Source organism: Streptomyces sp. AM8-1-1, from assembly GCF_032229325.1.
In the GTDB taxonomy this organism is placed as follows: Bacteria; Actinomycetota; Actinomycetes; order Streptomycetales; family Streptomycetaceae; genus Streptomyces; species Streptomyces achmelvichensis.
The window spans coordinates 4,576,429-4,595,498 of sequence record NZ_CP135086.1; the positions used below are offsets into that span (position 1 = coordinate 4,576,429).

Annotated in this window: 16 protein-coding genes; 9 read left to right on the plus strand and 7 right to left on the minus strand. The window is 72.6% G+C overall.

Annotation, left to right across the window (positions count from 1 at the left end; genetic code table 11):
• The first annotated feature begins 38 nt into the window (after window positions 1-38).
• A complete protein-coding gene (locus tag RPQ07_RS20755) occupies window positions 39-506 on the plus strand; it encodes a hypothetical protein (protein WP_313945665.1) in 468 nt (155 codons plus the stop codon).
• 30 nt (window positions 507-536) lie between these two features.
• On the opposite strand, the gene RPQ07_RS20760 is transcribed toward RPQ07_RS20755, so the two are convergent.
• The gene (locus tag RPQ07_RS20760; protein ID WP_313945666.1) at window positions 537-1,220 is read right to left on the minus strand and encodes a GDSL-type esterase/lipase family protein; all 684 of its coding nucleotides are present in this window, start codon (window positions 1,218-1,220) and stop codon (window positions 537-539) included.
• Between the two features lie 156 nt (window positions 1,221-1,376).
• On the opposite strand from RPQ07_RS20760, the gene RPQ07_RS20765 reads away from it, so the two are divergent.
• Window positions 1,377-2,360 carry a WD40 repeat domain-containing protein gene (locus tag RPQ07_RS20765; RefSeq protein WP_313945667.1) on the plus strand — a complete coding sequence of 328 codons (984 nt, stop codon included), beginning with the start codon at window positions 1,377-1,379 and terminating at the stop codon, window positions 2,358-2,360.
• A gap of 52 nt (window positions 2,361-2,412) precedes the next feature.
• On the opposite strand, the gene RPQ07_RS20770 is transcribed toward RPQ07_RS20765, so the two are convergent.
• Window positions 2,413-3,234, minus strand: a complete 822-nt coding sequence (locus tag RPQ07_RS20770; RefSeq protein ID WP_313945668.1) for a TetR/AcrR family transcriptional regulator — start codon at window positions 3,232-3,234, stop codon at window positions 2,413-2,415.
• Window positions 3,235-3,333: 99 nt separating this feature from the next.
• Here RPQ07_RS20770 and RPQ07_RS20775 point away from each other — a divergent pair, with 99 nt between their 5' ends.
• Both RPQ07_RS20775 and RPQ07_RS20780 read left to right on the plus strand, forming a co-directional pair.
• The gene (locus RPQ07_RS20775; RefSeq protein ID WP_313945669.1) at window positions 3,334-4,362 is read left to right on the plus strand and encodes an ATP-binding cassette domain-containing protein; all 1,029 of its coding nucleotides are present in this window, start codon (window positions 3,334-3,336) and stop codon (window positions 4,360-4,362) included.
• Window positions 4,359-5,228: an ABC transporter permease gene (locus RPQ07_RS20780; protein WP_313945670.1), complete on the plus strand. Its 870-nt coding sequence runs from the start codon at window positions 4,359-4,361 to the stop codon at window positions 5,226-5,228. Before RPQ07_RS20775 ends, RPQ07_RS20780 begins: the two co-directional genes overlap by 4 nt.
• 83 nt (window positions 5,229-5,311) lie before the next feature.
• Here the strand turns inward: RPQ07_RS20780 and RPQ07_RS20785 are convergent, their stop codons facing one another.
• The 3 genes from RPQ07_RS20785 to RPQ07_RS20795 form a co-directional block, all read right to left on the minus strand.
• A complete protein-coding gene (locus tag RPQ07_RS20785; RefSeq protein WP_313945671.1) occupies window positions 5,312-6,481 on the minus strand; it encodes a serine hydrolase domain-containing protein in 1,170 nt (389 codons plus the stop codon).
• 163 nt (window positions 6,482-6,644) lie between these two features.
• On the minus strand, window positions 6,645-7,763 hold the full coding sequence (gene serC, locus RPQ07_RS20790; RefSeq protein ID WP_313945672.1) for a phosphoserine transaminase: 1,119 nt from the start codon (window positions 7,761-7,763) through the stop codon (window positions 6,645-6,647).
• A gap of 104 nt (window positions 7,764-7,867) precedes the next feature.
• The gene (locus tag RPQ07_RS20795) at window positions 7,868-8,479 is read right to left on the minus strand and encodes a GTP-binding protein (protein WP_313945673.1); all 612 of its coding nucleotides are present in this window, start codon (window positions 8,477-8,479) and stop codon (window positions 7,868-7,870) included.
• Between the two features lie 372 nt (window positions 8,480-8,851).
• Here RPQ07_RS20795 and RPQ07_RS20800 point away from each other — a divergent pair, with 372 nt between their 5' ends.
• Window positions 8,852-11,629, plus strand: coding sequence for an FAD-binding and (Fe-S)-binding domain-containing protein (locus RPQ07_RS20800; RefSeq protein WP_313948962.1), 2,778 nt, complete (start codon window positions 8,852-8,854; stop codon window positions 11,627-11,629).
• Here RPQ07_RS20800 and RPQ07_RS20805 read toward each other — a convergent pair.
• Together RPQ07_RS20805 and RPQ07_RS20810 are read right to left on the minus strand one after the other, a co-directional pair.
• Complete coding sequence (locus RPQ07_RS20805) at window positions 11,616-12,035, minus strand: pyridoxamine 5'-phosphate oxidase family protein (RefSeq protein ID WP_313945674.1); 420 nt, start codon at window positions 12,033-12,035, stop codon at window positions 11,616-11,618. The two genes, RPQ07_RS20800 and RPQ07_RS20805, sit on opposite strands and share 14 nt — an antisense overlap.
• 740 nt (window positions 12,036-12,775) lie before the next feature.
• Window positions 12,776-13,624 (minus strand): LysR family transcriptional regulator, encoded by an 849-nt coding sequence (locus tag RPQ07_RS20810; protein WP_313945675.1) that lies wholly within the window; start codon window positions 13,622-13,624, stop codon window positions 12,776-12,778.
• Window positions 13,625-13,747: 123 nt separating this feature from the next.
• On the opposite strand from RPQ07_RS20810, the gene RPQ07_RS20815 reads away from it, so the two are divergent.
• The 4 genes from RPQ07_RS20815 (at window position 13,748) to RPQ07_RS20830 (ending at window position 19,067) form a co-directional block, all read left to right on the plus strand.
• Window positions 13,748-14,683, plus strand: coding sequence for an EamA family transporter (locus RPQ07_RS20815; RefSeq protein ID WP_313945676.1), 936 nt, complete (start codon window positions 13,748-13,750; stop codon window positions 14,681-14,683).
• 216 nt (window positions 14,684-14,899) lie between these two features.
• The gene (locus tag RPQ07_RS20820; protein WP_313945677.1) at window positions 14,900-15,691 is read left to right on the plus strand and encodes a TIGR03084 family metal-binding protein; all 792 of its coding nucleotides are present in this window, start codon (window positions 14,900-14,902) and stop codon (window positions 15,689-15,691) included.
• The gene (locus RPQ07_RS20825; RefSeq protein WP_313945678.1) at window positions 15,688-17,448 is read left to right on the plus strand and encodes an acyclic terpene utilization AtuA family protein; all 1,761 of its coding nucleotides are present in this window, start codon (window positions 15,688-15,690) and stop codon (window positions 17,446-17,448) included. Before RPQ07_RS20820 ends, RPQ07_RS20825 begins: the two co-directional genes overlap by 4 nt.
• Window positions 17,445-19,067 carry an acyl-CoA carboxylase subunit beta gene (locus RPQ07_RS20830; protein ID WP_313945679.1) on the plus strand — a complete coding sequence of 541 codons (1,623 nt, stop codon included), beginning with the start codon at window positions 17,445-17,447 and terminating at the stop codon, window positions 19,065-19,067. Before RPQ07_RS20825 ends, RPQ07_RS20830 begins: the two co-directional genes overlap by 4 nt.
• Window positions 19,068-19,070 lie beyond the last annotated feature (3 nt).

A 19,070-nucleotide genomic window follows, 5' to 3' on the forward strand; every position in this document is an offset into this window, starting at 1 on the left:
GCCGGCCCGTGACCCCACACACGAAGGCGGGACCTCCCATGAAGCACGGCACGTTTGGCATCGGCACATTCCTCGGCGTCGGCCTGCTGGCCGCCGGCACGCTCGCGATGGCGCCCGCGGCCCAGGCGGTGACGCCGGAGAAGGCGACGCTGTCCTTCGACTGCGGCTCGTTCGGCTCGGGTACGGCGAACCTCACGGCCACGCAGGACGGCACAGCCGCGACCATCAGCCTGGCCACGGACGCCATCACCTCACCCCTGCCCATCTCGGCGAACTCGGTGAAGTCCACGCTCACGCTGGCGAAGAACGGCACGGACACCACGACGTTCACCGGCAACGCCAACCCCGCGATCCCGGCGGGCGGCGCCGTCTCCACCGGACCGCTGGACGGCACCGTGGCGGTGGGCGACAGCCTGGAAGCCACGTCCCTGACCGTGGTGGTGTTCGGGATCACCGCCACCTGCACGGCGACCTCCCCGCAGAACCCCGGGCCGTTCGTCTTCTGACGGCCTCGGCCGGGGCGGTACGCGGCAGGATCAGGCCGCGGCCTCGTAACGGGCGCCCAGCCCCCACGCCTGGTGCATCGCCTGCGCGTACGCCGCCGCGAGCTTGTGCTCGCCCGACGCGCTCGGGTGGGTGCCGTCGTAGGTGTCCGTGTCGAGGTCGTACCGCTCGGGACGGGACGCCAGGAGGATCGGGGACGCCGCGGTGTCCAGGTCGGCGACCGCTTTGGCGAGCAGTTCGTTGAAGCGGTCGCACTCCGCCGCGAACGGCGCGTCCGCACGGGCGCGCACGTTCGGTATGACGGGGAGCAGCACCATCCGGACGTGCGGGTTGGCGGCACGGGACTCGGCGATGAACCGGCGGACGTTCAGGGCGGTTTGGCCGCTGTCCGTGTAGAAGCCGAGGTCTATCAGGCCGAGCGAGACCAGCAGGACGTCCGGGCGCTGGTCGGTCACCGTCTCGCGGATCACCGGCGCCATGTGGAGCCAGCCCTCGCCCCAGCCCGCGAGATGGCGCCGGGCGTCCGCGGGGAACGGCGCCGCGTAGGCGTACGAGCGCGGGGCGTCCACCTCGGTGTCGTACAGCCAGGTCCGTGGCCCGACGATCTCGTACGGGCTGCCGAAGGATGCGCCGAGGTGCTGCCACATCCGGTAGCGCCAGGTGTAGTCGCCGGCGCGTCCGATGGTCATGGAGTCGCCGACGAACATGAAACGCATGGGGCACATCATGGCGGACGGGACGGCTGGTCCGCGATGTGAGACCGGCCACGGGGGTGGTGCCTGTGCCGGTGCGGGCGCGGGTGCGGGCGGGGCTGCCGGGAGACGGTTCCGGGGGCGCGGGCCGGAACCCGGGCGGGATGGCAGGCTTGGGGCATGCGTTCGCTTCCGTACGTCACCGCCGCTGCCGCCGCGTTCGTCCTGCTCGCCGCCGTGCCGGCCGCTTCCGCAACGTCGGAGGACCCCGGCTTCACGATCACGGACCCGCGGGTCACGGAGTCCAGCGGCCTCGCCGCCAGCCGGGCGCACCCGGGGGTGTACTGGACGCACAACGACCAGGACGAGCCGCGGGTGTTCGCCGTCGAATCCCGGACCGGGAAGACGGTCGCGACGATCACCCTGCGCGGGGTGGGCACTCCGCGGGACATGGAGGCGATCTCGGTCGGCCCGGACGGCAAGGTCTACGTCGGCGACATCGGGGACAACCTCAACGGCAGCTGGGACCACGTGTGGATCTACACGTTCCCCGAGCCGAAGGCGCTCAAGGACATGACCGTGAACGCCACGCAGTACACGGTCAGGTACGCCGACGGAGCCCGCAACGCCGAGGCGCTGATGGTCCATCCGAAGACCGGGCGGGTCTACATCGGGTCGAAGAACGAGGACGGCGGCGGTCTGTACGAGGGCCCGGCCGAACTCACCCGGTCCGGTACGAACACCTTCCGCCGGGTCGGGGAGGTGCCGTGGGTGACCGACGGCGCGTTCTCGCCGGACGGGAAGGAGCTGGTGCTGCGTTCGTACTTCAGCGCCCGCGGCTACGAGTGGACGAACGGCCGCCTCGGCGCGGACCACCGGGTGAAGGCGCCGATCCAGGGCCAGGCGGAGTCGGTCACGTACACGACGGACGGCAAGGCGCTGATGTTCGGGACGGAGGGGGAGCAGAGCGAGGTGGAGCGGGTGCCGCTCGGCAAGGACGAGGCGTCGGGCGGGACGTCGCCGTCGGGGAAGGACGGTGCGTCGGGCGGCGGCGGGGGCGAGGGTGCCGGCGACGACCAGAACAGTTTCACCTACGCGGTGATCGGTCTGGCGGCGGCGACGGCGCTGGTGCTGGGCCTGAAGCGGCTGCTGCGGCGCGGCTGAGTGTGCGGGCAGGTTCAGCCGGTTGGCGGGGCGCTGCCCCGGACCCCGCGCCTCAATCGCCGGCGGGGCTTGATGTGCGGCCCGTTGCCCCGGCAGGGCTGGACGCGCGGCCTGTTGTCCCGGCCGGGCTCGATGCGCGGTCGCGGACCAGGGCCTCCAGGCCGGCTACCAGCCTCCCCAGCCCGAACTCGAAATGGTCGAAGTCCCTGCTGAACGTGTCCTCCGCCAGCGCCGCCATCCGCGGGTACTCCCCGCTCAGCATCGCCCGTTCCAGGAACGGCCGTTGGCCCTCCCAGAAGTCCTCGTCGCTCCGGCCCGTCGCCTTCGCCGCCTCGATCGTCTCGATCTCCATCCGGGCGATGCCCATCACGAAGCTCTGCGTCGCGATGATCACGGAGATCAGTTCGGGGTCCGTGAGGCCCATGTCCTGAAGGCCCGTCAGCGCGTACTCCAGTCCCCGTAGCGCGCTCGGGCCGAGGACCGTTCTGGCCTGGTTGACCTTGAGGAGCCAGGGGTGCTCCCGGTAGAGCGTGAGGTAGCCGCGCGCCAGGGCGTCGATCGCGGCGCGCCAGTCCGCCTCGGGCTCCTTCGTGGCCGGGGGCTGGCCGCCGACCCGGTCCAGCATCAGGTCGAGCAGCTCGGCCTTGCCGGGGACGTACCGGTAGAGCGTCATCGTGCCGGCGCCCAGTTCCGTGGACAGGCGCCGCATCGAGACGGCCGCCAGCCCCTCCGCGTCGGCGATCTCGACGGCCGCCGTCACGATCCGGTCGAGGGTCAGGCCGGGCTTCGGGCCCCGGCTCGGACGCTCGCCCGTGCCCCACAGGAGCTCCAGGGTGCGGGAGATGTCTCCGCTGCCGCTCGTTTCGGTCGTCATGGCTTCAGCCTAATGCGCTGGACAAGAACTGGGTACGCTGTACTCTCTTGTGAGTACGCCGTACCCAGTTGTCTGTCATCCGTCCTGCCGGGAGGGCTCGTGAACGAACACGCCGTACTCGCCGAAGCGATCGAGAAGAGATACGGGGACAAGCGCGCACTCGACGGCTTCGACCTGGCCGTGCGCCGGGGCACCGTGCACGGTCTGCTCGGGCCGAACGGCGCCGGCAAGACCACCGCCGTGCGCGTCCTCAGCACGCTGCTGCGGTTCGACCGCGGACGGGCGCGGGTCGCCGGCGCCGACGTCACACGTGACCCCCGCCGGGTCCGCGGCAGGATCGGGCTCGCCGGTCAGTACGCCGCCGTCGACGAGATCCTCACCGGCCGCCAGAACCTGGAGATGTTCGGGCGGCTCTTCCATCTGGGCGGCAGGCGGGCCGCGCTGCGCGCCGGTGAACTGCTGGAGCAGTTCGACCTGGTGGAGGCGGCGGACAAGGGCGTCGGACAGTACAGCGGAGGCATGCGCAGACGCCTCGACCTCGCCGCCTCGATGATCCTCGCGCCCGAGGTGCTGTTCCTGGACGAGCCGACGACGGGCCTCGACCCGCGCGGGCGCGGCGAAGTGTGGAAGGCCGTAAGAGAGTTGGTGGCGGGCGGGACGACCGTGCTGCTGACGACGCAGTACCTCGACGAGGCCGACAAGCTGGCCTCGCACATCACCGTCATCGACCAGGGCAGGGCCATCGCCGACGACACCCCCGACGGGCTGAAGAACCGCGTGGGCGGCGACCGTATCGAGGTCGTGGTCGGTGATCCCGCGGACCTGCCGGCGGCCGCTGCCGTGGTCGCGCGCGTCGCGCAGGGCCGGCCGGAGACCAGCGAGCAGGAGCGCCGGGTGCACGCGACGGTGACCGACCGGGTGGCGGCGCTGACCGAGGTGGCGCGCACCCTCCAGGACGCGGGCGTCGCGGTGGAGGACATCGGCCTGCGCCGGCCCAGCCTGGACGACGTGTTCCTGCGCCTGACCGGCCACCGTACCGAGACACCCGACGCGACCGAGAAGACCGACTCGACCGAGAAGACCGACTCGACCGGGACGACCGAGAAGACCGAGGTGAGCGCGGCATGAGCGACGTCATGGACCGCAGCGGACCGGCGACCACCGGTGTCGCCGCCGTCGATCTGCGGGTCGAGACCGAGGGGGAGCGCCGGCTGTACTGGGCGGTGCTGGACTGCTGGAACGTCGTACGCCGCGGGCTGACCCACTACCGGCGCCAACCCTCCTACATCGCCTGGCAGCTGGGTTTCCCCATCGTCTCCGTGCTGCTGTACGGCTATGTCTTCGGCGGCGCGATGAAGCCGCCGGGCGGGGGCGACTACCGCGACTTCCTGATGCCGGGCATGTTCGTGATGACCATGGCCTTCGGCTTCATGAACACGGCCATCTCGGTCGTCACCGACTCCTCGAAGGGGGTCATCGACCGTTTCCGTTCGATGCCGATGGCACCGTCCGCGGTCGTCGCCGGCCGCGGGGTCAACGATCTGATCGTGGCCTGCGCCGAGCTGACGATCCTCGCGGCCACGGCCCTGGTGATGGGCTGGCGCTCGGACGGCGGAATCCTGGGCACGGCCGCCGCGTTCGCCCTGCTCGTCCTGCTGCGGTTCAGTCTGATCTGGGTCGGGATCTGGCTCGGCCTGCTGGTGCCGAGCCCGGAGGCGGCGGGCGGGCTCTACGCGGTGGTGTTCCCGCTCACGATGATCTCCAGCGTCTTCGTCCCGCCGTCGTCGATGCCCGACTGGCTGGGCACGGTCGCGGCATGGAACCCGATCTCGTCGACGGCCGCGGCGACCCGGGAGCTGTTCGGCAACCCGGTGGCGGGGGACGGGAGCTGGATCCAGGAGCACGGGGTGCTGATGGCGGTGGTGTGGCCGCTGGCCGTGACGGCGGTGTTCCTGCCGCTGGCGGTCCGCCGCTTCCAGCGTCTGAGCCGCTGACGTCGCGCGCCGGGACCTGAGCGCGGGTCGCTCGCGGGTGGGGCCGGAACCGGGGGATGGCCCCACCCGCGTGGCGCACGCGTCTACCGGCGCAGCAGCTCGCAGACGAAGTCCTCCTGGACGTCCCGCAGTTGCTCCAGCAGCTCCGGCTTGTTCAGCCGGTTCACCTGGGTCGTGATCGAGAACGTCAGCGACCTCCTGCCGTCGGCCGTCGCCGCGATCAGCTGCGTGTAGCCGGGGAAGTTGCCGGTGTGGCCGTACACCACCCCGCACCGTGTCGCATAGCGGAAGATCGCGAGACCGGCCTTGTTCGCGCCCGGCCCCGCCGGCTCCGACGCGCCCGCGACCCAGCGCCGCTGCTCGCGCAGCGTCCGCGCCGAGATCAGCCGGCCGCCCGCGTAGCCGCGGACGAACGCCGTCATGTCCCGCGGTGTCGAGACGATGCCGCCGGACGCCCAGACGCCGGACGCGCTGAGCACCTCGGAGACGTCCTCCGGCGGGTCCGGCGGGGTGACGTCGTAGCCGTGCAGATACGGCTCGGGCAGCTCGTAGCCCTGCGGAAGGCTGGTGTCGCGCAGACCGAGCGGGCGGTACACAAGACGGGCGAGCAGGTCCTCGTAGCGCCGGCCCGTGACCGCCTCCGCCATCAGGGCCACGGCGATGTTGTCGGAGTTGGAGTACCGGTACCGCGAGCCCGGCCGGAACCGGAGCGGCTCGCCGGCGACGAAGTCGAGCAGCCGGCGGGAGTCGAAGCGCCGCCGCGGGTTCGCGGCCAGGAGCTCCAGGAACTCACGGTCCTCGGAGTAGTCCGGGAGGCCGCTCGTGTGGTTGAGCAACTGCCGCAGTGTGACCCGGTGCCAGGCGCGCGGCAGCCGGGGCAGCACCCTGCCGATGGTGGAGTCCAGGCGCAGCTTCCCGCGGTCGGCGAGGCTGAGGGAGACCGCTCCGCTGAACGCCTTGGCCGTACTGGCGATCCGCATGTGGTCGCTCACCCGGACCGGCCGGTCCGTGCCGATCTCGGCGACACCGGCGCGATGGACCTCGGAGCGGCCGTCGCGCCGGAGGACGGCGATGATGCCGGGCGGCCCGCCCGGGGCGGCGATCAGTTGTTGCAACCGCCTTTGCAGCGCGCGGTCGTGGTCGGAGCCGGCGGGGTCGGCGGCGCGGGCGGGCGCGGACACCAGCCCGGCGAGAGCGGCGGCGGTCAGCAGGGCGGCGGACAGACGAAGCGGCGAGCGTCGGGGCAGCGGCACGGTGGTTCTCCCGGTGGGCGAGCACGATGGGCACGCTCAGCATCGGGCGGCCGCCCCGCCCCTGCCCGCGCCGCTGCTCCATCCGGCCGAGCCCGCGCCCATCGGGACGACGAGGGGCCCGGCAGCCTCGGCCGCCGGGCCCCTCACTCGTACGACGTGGGTGTCAGAGGTTCTCGATCACGTAGTCGACGCACGCGGTGAGCGCCTCGACGTCCGCCGGGTCGATCGCCGGGAACATCGCCACGCGCAGCTGATTGCGGCCCAGCTTGCGATACGGCTCGGTGTCGACGATGCCGTTGGCGCGCAGCACCTTGGCGACCGCGGACGCGTCGATGTCGTCGGAGAAGTCGATGGTGCCGATGACCTGCGAGCGCTTGGCCGGGTCGACGACGAACGGGGTGGCGTACTTCGACGCCTCCGCCCAGCCGTACAGGGTCCGCGAGGAGGTCGCCGTGCGGCGCACCGACCAGTCGAGACCGCCCTGGCCGTTGATCCACTTCAGCTGCTCGTTCAGCAGGAAGAGGGTCGCCAGCGCGGGGGTGTTGTACGTCTGGTTCTTCAGGGAGTTGTCGATCGCCGTCGGGAGGCTGAAGAACTCCGGGACGTGCCGGCCCGAGCCGTGGATGCGCGCGGCGCGCTCCAGGGCGGCGGGGGAGAAGACACCGATCCACAGGCCGCCGTCGGAGGCGAAGGACTTCTGCGGGGCGAAGTAGTAGACGTCGGTCTCGGCGATGTCGACGGGCAGTCCGCCGGCGCCCGAGGTGGCGTCCACCAGCACCAGCGCGCCCTCGTCGGCGCCGTTCACGCGCTTGAGGGGGGCGGCGACACCGGTCGAGGTCTCGTTGTGCGTGAAGCCGTACACGTCGACGCCCGCCTCGGCCTCGGGCTCGGGGTGCGTGCCCGGCTCGGAGGTGATGACGGTGGGCTCGGCCAGCCAGGGTGCGAGCTTGGCGGCCTTGGCGAACTTGGAGGAGAACTCGCCGAACGACAGGTGCTGGGACTTGTTGTCGATCAGGCCGTGCGTTGCGACGTCCCAGAAAGCGGTGGAGCCGCCGTTGCCGAGGATCACCTCGTAGCCCTCGGGGAGCTGGAACAGGTCGCGCACGCCGTCGCGCACCGTGCCGACCAGGTTCTTCACCGGGGCCTGGCGGTGGGACGTGCCCATCAGGGACGTGCCGGTGGCGGACAGGGCGTCGAGCGCCTCCGTCCGCACCTTGGAGGGGCCCGCGCCGAAACGGCCGTCGGCGGGCTTGATGTCAGCGGGAATCCGGATCTCAGCCACGTTCCGGAGCGTAGTCGGTCACGGGGCGTCGCGCGGACGCGGTCCGGCGGATGAGACAGCTGCCCATATGACGGTCGTACCGGTGGCCGGCGTCACCGGCGGGCTCAGCCCTTGTGGCGGACCGCCAGGGCGTGCAGATGCTCGACCAGCGCGATCAGGACGAATTTGCTGGACGAGTGGTCGCGGGCGTCGAACTCCACCATCGGCACGTCGGGGCCGAGCGCGAGCGCCTCGCGGATGTGCTCGTCGCTGTGCAGCGGTCCGCCGAAGTCGTTCACCGCGACGATGTACGGCATGCCGTGGTGTTCGAGGCGGTCCAGGGCGTACCAGGCCTCGTCGAGGCAACGGGTGTCGACGAGGACGACCGCACCCATCGTGCCCGCCAGCAGCCGTTCCCACAGGAACCAGAAGCGCTTCTGGCCGGGGGCGCCGAAGAGGTAGAGGACGCTGCGGTCGGCGACGGTGATCCGGCCGAAGTCGAACGCGACGGTGGTGGCGTTCTTGCCGCTGACCCTGCTGGTGTCCTCCAGGCTGCGGCCGGCGCGGCTCATCACCTCTTCCGTGTGCAGCGGGCGTATCTCGCTGACGGAGCGGACCATCGTGGTCTTGCCGACGCCGAAGCCGCCGACGACGACGATCTTCAGTGTGTTCTCGGTCGTCCCGACAGGCGTGGGGTGTGGCCCGGCCGGGGGGACCGCCCGCGTACCGCGGGTCATCGCTTCTGAGCGGTGCCGGTCATCGAGTGTTGCCTTCCGAGGGGTGGCGGGGGCAGAACTGGAGCCGCGAGTTCCCGATCAAGTGCTCGTCACTATAGGAGAGTTGGCGATCACTTTGGGCTCTTCCCCCCGGCTTTGCCAAGGCCTGGCAGAGAGCGGCCGCCGGACCGGCCCGTTTCGCGGCGGTGTGACGGGAGTGACGGGGGCATGCTGAGAGACATGGCGGAACAGCGACAGACGGGGCCGGACCGGCAGCCGGACGGCAGCTCTGCCCGGGTGCGGGAGGCGCACTCCGGGTCCGCGGACGCCCGCACGACGGCCGGTGCGACGGCCGACGCGACGGGCGAGCTGGCGCGGGCGCTCGGGCGGGACATGCGCGGCGAGGTGGACTTCTCCGCCGCCGGCAGAGCCCTGATGACCATGGACGCCTCCAATTACCGGCGGGTACCGGTCGGCGTCGTCGCACCCCGGGACGCCGACGACGTGGCCGCCGCACTCGCGGTCTGCCGGCAGTACGAGGTGCCCGTCGTGCCGCGCGGCGCGGGTACGTCGATTGCCGGGCAGGCCACCGGCATCGGCGTCGTGCTCGACTTCACCCGCCACATGCGGGCCGTGCTCGACGTGGACGCCGAGGCCCGCACGGCGGTCGTCCAGCCCGGCGTCGTGCTGGACACCCTCCGCGACGCCGTACGCCCCCTCGGCCTCACCTTCGGCCCCGACCCCTCCACCCACGCCCGCTGCACGATCGGCGGGATGATCGGCAACAACTCCTGCGGCGCGCACTCGGTGGCCTGGGGCACGACCGCCGACAACGTGCACGGCCTCTCCGTGACCACCTACGACGGCGCCGCACTGCGCCTCGGCCGTGGCTGGGACTCCGGCGCCCCCGCCGGCCTGCGCGAACTCGTCGACGGCCATCTCGCCCTGCTGCGCACCGGGTTCACGGACGGGCTGCCCCGCCGGATCTCCGGCTACGCGCTGGACGCGCTGCTGCCCGAGAAGGGCGTCGACCTCACCCGCGCGTTCTGCGGCAGCGAGGGCACGCTCGGGGTGCTGACGGAGGCGACCGTACGGCTCGTCGACGCGCCCCGGGCCCGGGCCCTCGCGGTGCTCGGCTACCCCGACGAGAGCGCGGCGGCCGAGGCGGCCTCCGGGCTCCTTCCGCTCCGCCCGCTGACCGTCGAGGGCATGGCCGAGGACCTGGTGCCCCCCGGCCACGGGCTGCCGCGCGGCGGCGCGTGGCTGTTCGTGGAGACCGGCGGGGACACCGCGGCCGAGGCACGGGCCGGCGCCGAGGCCGTGCTCCGCGCGGCCGACGCGCTGGACGGCACGGTGGTCGACGACCCGGCCGGCATGCGCGCCCTGTGGCGGGTGCGCGAGGACGCGGCCGGCACGGCGACCCGCACCCCCGACGGCACGGAGGCCTGGCCCGGCTGGGAGGACTGCGCGGTGCCGCCCGCCCGGCTGGGCGCCTATCTGCGCGACTTCCGGGCGCTGCTGGCGGCGCACGGCCTGCGCGGCACGCCGTACGGGCACTTCGGCGACGGCTGCATCCACGTCCGTATCGACTTCGACCTGCTGAGCGAGCCGGGTGTGCGGGCCTTCCGCCGATTCTCCGAGGAGGTCGCCGAACTCGTCGTCGCCCACGGCGGCTCGCTGTCGGGCGAACACGGCGACGGCCAGGCGCGCGCGGAGCTGCTGCCGAAGATGTACGGGGACGAACTGGTCGGCCTCTTCGGCCGGTTCAAGGACCTGTGGGACCCGGCCGGCGGCATGAACCCGGGCATGCTGGCCCGCCCCGACCGCCTCGACGCCAACCTCCGCTTCGCCGTGCTCCCCCGGGAGAGGATCGACGTGGCCTTCGGCTACCCGCACGACGGCGGCGACTTCGCCGGCGCGGTGCGAAGGTGCGTGGGCGTCGCCAAGTGCCGTACGACATCGGCCGCTTCGGGCGGCGGAGTGATGTGCCCGTCCTTCCGCGCCACCGGCGAGGAGGCCCACTCCACCCGCGGCCGGGCCCGGCTCCTGCACGAGATGCTGGCGGGCGAGATCGTGCGGGACGGCTGGCGTTCCCCCGAGGTGCGGGACGCGCTCGACCTGTGCCTGTCGTGCAAGGGGTGCCGCAGCGACTGCCCGGTGGGCGTCGACATGGCCACGTACAAGGCGGAGTTCCTGCACCACCACTACGCGGGGCGCCGCCGGCCCGCGTCCCACTACGCCATGGGCCGGCTGCCCGAGTGGCTGCGTGCGGCGGCCCCCTTCGCCCGGCTCGTCAACGCCGCGGCCCGGGTCCGGCCGCTGGCGTCCGTCGCCAAGCGGCTGGGCGGCATCGGGCCCGAACGGGACATCCCGCGGCTGGCCCCGGAGACGTTCCGCACCTGGCTGGCCGGGCATCTGCGAGGGCGTACGGAGGTCCTCGCGACAAGCCGTACGGCTGTGCTGTGGCCGGACACGTTCACCGACCACCTCTCCCCGGAGGTCGGCCGGGCCGCGGTACGGGTCATGGAGTCCGCGGGCCTGGGCCTCGTCGTGCCGCCCGGCCGGGTCTGCTGCGGCCTCACCTACGTCTCCACGGGCCAGCTCGACCGCGCCCGCACGGTGATGCGCCGCACCCTGGACACCGTGGAGCCGCTGCTCGACCTGGGCGCCCCCGTGGTCGTGCTGGAGCCGAGCTGCGGGGCGGCGCTGCGGACGGACCTCCCCGAACTCCTGCCGGACGACCCCCGCGCGGCGCGCCTCGCGGCATCGGTCCGCACCTTCGCCCAGGCGCTGGAGGAGTGCGCCCCGGACTGGACACCGCCGCGCCTGGATCGCCCGGTGGCCGGCCAGACGCACTGCCATCAGCACGCGGTCCTCGGCGAGGACGCGGAACGCCGGCTGCGTGAACGCGCGGGTCTGGAAGGGGAGCTGAGCGGCGGCTGCTGCGGACTGGCCGGCAACTTCGGCTTCGAGCGCGGCCACTACGAGGTGTCGGTGGCCTGCGCGGAGGACCAGCTCCTCCCGGCGGTCCGCACGGCGGGCCCGGACGCGGAACTCCTCGCGGACGGCTTCTCCTGCCGTACGCAGCTGGCCCAGCTGGAGGGCCACCGCGCACGGCACCTCGCGGAGGTGCTCGCGGAGGCCCTGCCGGACGACCTCAGTCGAGAGTGAGCTCCTCGATCCGCGCGGGCTCCACGGTGAAGTCACTGTGCCGCGCCCAGTGCGCCCGCACCCGCACATACGTGATCCCGGGCCACCCGAGCCGCTCCCGCCCTTCCGGATACGCCGTGAAGTAGGCAGCCTTCAGGCGCTCCAGCTCGGGCCCCTCGGGAAAGTCGGCGAGTCCTTCGATCTGCACGGTCACGGCCTCGTCCCACCCGATGACGAGGGCGATACGGGGGTCGGCGAGGAGGTTGCGGTACTTGCGGGTGGTGTTGACGGTGTCGAAGACGATCTCCAACTGATCGCTGACACCGAAACCGACGACGGCGGCTTGCGGTCTGCCGCCGGGCCCGACGGAGGCTTCGACGGCGAGCTTGTGTCGGCGGAGGAACCAGAGGAGTTCGTCGCGGGTCATGTGCTGTCTGTACCACGGGGGGTGGGGGGAGGGGGGTGCGCGCGGGGGTGTGTCTTGTGTCCTCACCGCCGGACGGGCGGGGGTGGCCGCGTGTGCGTTGCGGCGTTCCGCTTTCGTCACGGGGCACGCCCTGCGGTCGTGTCCTCACCGCCGGACGGGCTGGTGGCTGCAGATTCAGCCTCGCCGGCGTTTGAGGCGCGGGGTTCGGGGCGGAGCCCTGACCGGTGGCTTGCGGGTTTCGTTGCGGCGGCACGCGCTGTGGTTGTGTCCTCGATCGCCGGGCGGGCTGGATGTGCGGGACGCGTTGTCCGGCTCGGCCCGGACGGGACTGGTGTGGCTGCGTGTTCGGCCGGGCCGCCTGTCTCGCCCGGGTTTGTGGTCGCACATTCAGCCTCGCCGGCGTTTGAGGCGCGGGGTTCGGGGCGGAGCCCTGACAAGTGGCTTGCGGGTTTCGTTGCGGCGGCACGCGCTGTGGTCGTGTCCTCGATCGCCGGACGGGCTGGATTTCCGGGACACGTTGTCGGGCTCGGCCGGACGGGCTGGTGGTCGCACATTCAGCCTCGCCGGCGTTTGAGGCGCGGGGTTCGGGGCGGAGCCCCGACAAGTGGCCTGCGGCTTTCGTTGCGGCGGCACCCCCTGCGGCCGTGTCCTCGATCGCCGGACAGCCTCGAGACGCCGGGCACCTTGTCCGGCTCAGCGGGGCTCGGGGCCGAGCCCCGACCAGTGGTCCGCACCCGCGGTCATGTCAGCTCGCGTGCCAGCGCCAGCAGTTCCCGCAGCGCCGGGTGCGGGGACGACGCGCGCCAGGCCAGCATGACGCGGGCCGGGGGCGCGTCCGTCAGGGGGCGGTACGTCACCCCCGGGTGCGGATGCATCGCCGCGGTCGACGCCACCGACACCCCCGCCCCCCTCCCCGCCGCGATCGCCGTCAGCCAGTCGTCCGTGTTCGCGACCGTCACCGTCGTCCCCGGCCGGGACTCCGGCGGCCACAGGTCCAGCGTCGTCAGACCCGAGACCGTGTTGAGGATCATCGGCGTGTTCGTCAGCTCCGCCAGCGTCAGGGACGGGCGCGCCGCCAACGGGCCGTCCGAGGTGACCGCGGCCACCCGGGACTCGGTGAACAGCAGCTCGGTGACCAGGCCCGGCGTGTCCACCGGGCCCCGCAGGACCGCCGCGTCCACCTCGCCGCGGACCAGCCCGGCGGTGCGGTCGTCGATCCGCAGGAGCTCCAGCGGGGTCTCGGGGTGCTCGCGTTCCCAGCGGCGCAGCAGCGGGGTGGTGTACGGCCCGAGGGCGGACCAGGCGTGCCCCAGCCGCAGCGGCCGCCGCCGCAGCCTGCCGGTGTCCAGTGCCTCGTCGAAGGCGGCGACCGCCGCGGCCGCCTTGTCGCGGAAGACCCGCCCCTCGGGGGTGATCGCGAGATGGTGCGTGGAGCGGTCCACCAGCCGTGTGCCGAGCTGTTTCTCGAGCGCGGCCAGGGCGCGGGAGACGGCGGGCTGGGTGAGGTGCAGCCGGACCGCGGCCCTGGTCACGCTGGACTCCTCGGCGATGGCGAGGAAGCAGCGGAGATGGCGCATCTCGATGCTCATGCGCGTGGAGCATAACGGCAGCACAGTCGGCATTTCACGCGGCGGCGGAGGAGTCGTAGCGTGGGGAGGGCCGCAGCAGGCCGGGGGTGACGCGCCACGGCCCGGCCGATCAGGGAGGTTCCGGTGGACGAAGCGCGCACCACTGTCGTCGTCACCGAACCGGAGGCCGCGGCCGCCCTCGACGGCAGCGCGGCCGGCTCGGCACGGGACGCCGGCCGCACCCTCGGCCCGGTCGCCCTCGTCGTCGCCGGTGCGCTGTCCGTCCAGTTCGGTGCCGCCGTCGCGGTGATGCTGATGCCGCGCGCCGGGGCGCTCGGCGTGGTCACCCTGCGGCTCGTCCTCGCCGCCGTCGTCCTGCTCGTGGTGTGCCGCCCGAAGCTGCGCGGCCATTCGCGTGCCGACTGGGGCACGGTGGTGGCGTTCGGCGCCGCCATGGGCGCCATGAACATCCTCTTCTACCAGGCTGCCGACCGGATTCCGCTGGGCGCGGCCGTGACCTTCGAGGTCCTCGGTCCGCTGGCGCTGTCGGTGATCGTGTCGCGGCGGATGATCAATCTGGTCTGGGCGGGTCTCGCCCTGGGCGGTGTGGTGCTGCTCAGCGGCGGCGGCTTCGACCGGCTCGATCCCGTCGGCGCGCTGTTCGCGCTGGGCGCGGGCGCGATGTGGGCCGCGTACATCGTCTTCAGCGCCCGTACCGGACGCCGTTTCCCGCAGGCGGACGGACTGGCGCTGGCGATGGCCGTCGGTGCTCTCCTGAGTCTGCCGCTGGGCATCGCGGAGGCCGGGTCGAAGCTGATCGTGCCGTCGACCCTCGCGTTCGGGCTCGCCGTCGCGCTGATGTCGTCCGTTCTGCCGTACACGCTGGAACTGTTGGCGCTGCGACGGCTGCCCGCACCGACGTTCGCGGTCCTGATGAGCCTGGAGCCGGCGATCGCCGCGACGGCCGGCTTCCTCGTCCTGCACCAGGGCCTGTCCCTGATCGACGCGATGGCGATCGCGCTGGTCATCGGGGCGAGCATGGGTGCGGTGCGGACCCAGGTGGCGAAACAGCCCCAGTAGGCCGGGCAGTCGGGAGCGCCCTGCCGCCCGGCCCCCAGCAGCCGGGTTCCACCCGACCCCCGCAGCTGGGTTCCACCCGACCCCAGCACGCCGGGCCGACCACGGCCGTGACACGGCGGCAGATCCCCGCAGAAATCAAAGCAAGCATGCTTGATTGTTTCTCTGCGCGCTGCCATGCTCCGGGCACACACCGTCGTGTCCCGAGGGAGCGCCACCGTGTCCGACCCGACCGTCGTCCTGGACGATCTGCGCAGCGAGAGCGATGAACTCGACCGGCTCGTCGGGGGGTTGAGCGCCGACGACTGGGCGCGGCCCACGCCCGCGCCGCGCTGGAGCATCGCCCACCAGATCGCGCACCTCGCCTGGACCGATGCCGCGGCCCTGCTGGCCGTCACCGACGCCGAGGCCTTCGCCGTCGAGACGGAGAAGGCTTTCGCCGCGCCGTACTCCTTCGTCGACGAGGGCGCCGAGCAGGGAGCCGCGCAGCCGCCCGCCGAGCTGCTCGCCCGCTGGCGCGAGGGGCGCGAGCAGTTGCAGAAGGCTCTGCGCGCGGCGCCGGCCGGCAGTCGCTTCCCCTGGTACGGGCCGCCCATGAGCGTCGCCTCCACGGCGACCGGGCGGCTGATGGAGACCTGGGCGCACGGACAGGACATCGCCGACGCGCTCGGAGCCGTACGCGAGCCGACCGACCGGTTGCGGCACGTCGCGTACATCGGCGTCCGTGCCCGCGACTACGCCTTCGGCGTCCGCTCGCTGACCCCGCCCACGGCGCCCATCCGCGTGGAACTCACCGCGCCCGGCGGCGAGGTATGGACGTACGGACCGGCGGACGCGGAGCAGAAGGTCAGCGGACCCGCACTCGACTTCTGCCTGCTCGTCACCCAACGGGCCCACCGCGCCGACCTCGCCGTGCGGGCCGAGGGTGAGGACGCCGACCGGTGGCTCGACATCGCCCAGGCCTTCGCGGGACCGGCGGGACCGGGCCGTGCCCCCAAGGAGGCCCTGTGACCGCCGCGGGCGCCGGTGACGTCCTGCGTGTCGGGAACGCGTCCGGCTTCTACGGCGACCGCTTCGACGCCGTGCGCGAGATGCTCACCGACGGTCCCCTCGATGTCCTGACCGGCGACTATCTCGCCGAGCTGACCATGCTCATCCTCGGCCGCGACCGCCTGAAGGACCCCTCGCTCGGCTACGCCAAGACCTTCCTCAAGCAGCTGGAGGAGAGCCTCGGCCTCGCCCATGAACGTGGTGTCAAAATCGTCGCCAATGCGGGCGGGCTCAACCCGGCCGGGCTCGCGGACGCCGTCCGCACCCTCGCCGAGCGTGTCGGCGTGCCCGTGAAGGTCGCCCATGTCGAGGGCGACGATCTGCTCGGCCGCGGCTGGGGCCCGCAGGTGCTCACCGCCAACGCCTACCTCGGCGGCGCGGGTATCGCCGCCTGTCTGCGCGCGGGCGCGGACGTCGTCGTCACCGGCCGGGTCACCGACGCGGCCCTCGTCACCGGCCCGGCGGCCGCCCACTTCGGCTGGGGCCCCGACGATCTCGACGCGCTCGCGGGCGCCGTCGTCGCCGGCCATGTGCTGGAGTGCGGCACCCAGGCCACCGGCGGCAACTACGCCTTCTTCGCCGGTCACGACGCCCGTGTGCTGCGCCGCCCCGGCTTCCCCCTCGCCGAGATCCACGCCGACGGCACGTCCGTCATCACCAAGCACCAGGGCACCGGCGGCCTCGTCGACGTCGGCACCGTCACGGCCCAACTGCTGTACGAGACGGGAGGCGCGCGCTACGCGGGCCCCGACGTCACCGCCCGTCTCGACACCGTACGGCTGGAACAGCAGGGCCCGGACCGGGTGCGGATCTCGGGCGTACGCGGCGAGACCCCGCCGCCCACCCTCAAGGTCGGGCTGAACCGCATCGGAGGCTGGCGCAACGAGGTCGTGTTCGTACTGACGGGACTCGACATCGAGGCCAAGGCCCAGTTGGTGCGGGACCAGTTGGAGGACGCGTTCGGCAAGCACCGGCCGGCCGAGGTGCGCTGGGAACTCGCCCGCACCGAGCGGCCCGACGGCGACACCGAGGAGCGTGCGAGCGCCTATCTGCGACTCGTCGTGCGGGACAGCGACCCCGATAAGGTCGGCCGCGCCGTCAGCGGCGCCGCGATCGAACTCGCGCTGGGCAGCTACCCGGGCTTCCATGTGACGGCCCCGCCCGGAAAGGGCGCTCCGTACGGGGTGTTCGACGCGGAGCACGTGGACGCGGCCTCCGTCCCGCACATCGCCGTACTGCCCGACGGGCGGCGCTGCGAGATCCCGCCGGCCGCCCTCCCCGCCGACACCGAGCCCTTCGACCCGGCGGCGGACCCCGCAGGAGAGCCCGCGGCAGACCCCGCCACCGAACCCGCCGCCGAGCTGCCCGAACCGCTGCCCGACGGCCCCCGCCGCGCAGCGCCCCTCGGCCTCGTCGCCGGTGCGCGCAGCGGCGACAAGGGCGGCGACGCCAACGTCGGGGTGTGGGCCCGCACCGACGACGCCTGGCGCTGGCTCGCCCACGAACTGACCGTGGACCGCTTCCGGGCCCTGCTCCCCGAGACCGCCGACCTCACCGTCGTACGCCACGTCCTGCCGCGGCTGCGGGCCCTCAACTTCACGGTCGAGGGCATCCTCGGCGAGGGCGTGGCGGCGCAGGCCCGCTTCGACCCCCAGGGCAAGGCGCTCGGCGAGTGGCTGCGCTCCCGGTACATGGACATCCCGGAGGTACTGCTGTGACCGTGCTCTCCTCGGCCGTCGACCCGGCGTCCCCCGAGTTCGCGGCCCGCCGCGAGGCCATGCTCGGCCGGCTCGCCGACCTGGACGCCGAGCATGCGAAGGCACTGGCGGGCGGCGGCGAGAAGTACGTCGCCCGGCACCGCTCCCGCGGCAAACTCCTGGCGCGGGAGCGGATCGAGCTGCTGCTGGACCCCGACACACCGTTCCTGGAGCTGTCCCCGCTCGCCGCGTGGGGGAGCGACTACCCGGTGGGCGCGTCCACGGTGACCGGCATCGGGGTGGTGGAAGGCGTCGAGTGCCTGATCACCGCGAACGACCCGACCGTACGCGGCGGGGCCTCCAACCCGTGGACGCTGAAGAAGATCCTGCGGGCGAACGAGATCGCGTACGCCAACCGGCTGCCGTGCATCTCGCTGGTCGAGTCCGGCGGCGCGGACCTGCCCTCGCAGAAGGAGATCTTCATCCCGGGCGGGGCGATCTTCCGCGATCTGACCCGGCTGTCGGCGGCCGGCATTCCGACGATCGCGGTGGTGTTCGGCAACTCGACGGCGGGCGGCGCGTACGTCCCGGGCATGTCCGACCACACCGTGATGATCAAGGAACGGTCCAAGGTGTTCCTCGGCGGTCCGCCGCTGGTGAAGATGGCCACGGGTGAGGAGAGCGACGACGAGTCGCTCGGCGGCGCGGAGATGCACGCCCGCACCTCGGGCCTCGCGGACTACTTCGCGGTCGACGAACCGGACGCGCTGCGTCAGGCCCGCAGGATCGTGGCGCGGCTCAACTGGCGCAAGGCACAGCCCGATCCGGGTCCGACCGAGCTTCCCCTGGCCTCCGGCATGGGGGACCCCAAGTACGCCGAGGAGGAGCTGCTCGGGATCGTGCCCGAGGATCTGAAGACGCCCTTCGACCCCCGTGAGGTCGTCGCGCGGATCGTGGACGGCTCCGACTTCGACGAGTTCAAGCCGCTGTACGGGCCGAGCCTGGTGACCGGCTGGGCGTCCCTGCACGGCTATCCCGTGGGGATTCTCGCCAACGCGCAGGGCGTGCTGTTCAGCGCCGAGTCGCAGAAGGCGGCGCAGTTCATCCAGCTCGCCAACCAGCGTGACGTACCGCTGGTGTTCCTGCACAACACCACCGGCTACATGGTCGGCAAGGAGTACGAGCAGGGCGGCATCATCAAGCACGGCGCCATGATGATCAACGCGGTGTCGAACTCGAAGGTCCCGCATCTGTCCGTGCTGATGGGCGCCTCCTACGGCGCCGGGCACTACGGCATGTGCGGCCGGGCCTACGACCCGCGCTTCCTCTTCGCCTGGCCGAGCGCCAAGTCCGCCGTCATGGGCCCCCAGCAGCTCGCCGGTGTGCTCTCCATCGTGGCCCGCGCCTCCGCGGCGGCGAAGGGACAGCCGTACGACGACGAGGCCGACGCCGGACTGCGCGCGATGGTCGAGCAGCAGATCGAGGCGGAGTCGCTGCCGATGTTCCTGTCGGGACGGCTGTACGACGACGGGGTGATCGACCCCCGCGACACCCGCACGGTGCTGGGTCTGTGCCTGTCCGCGATCCACACGGCCCCCGTCGAAGGCGCGCGCGGCGGCTTCGGCGTCTTCCGGATGTGAGGG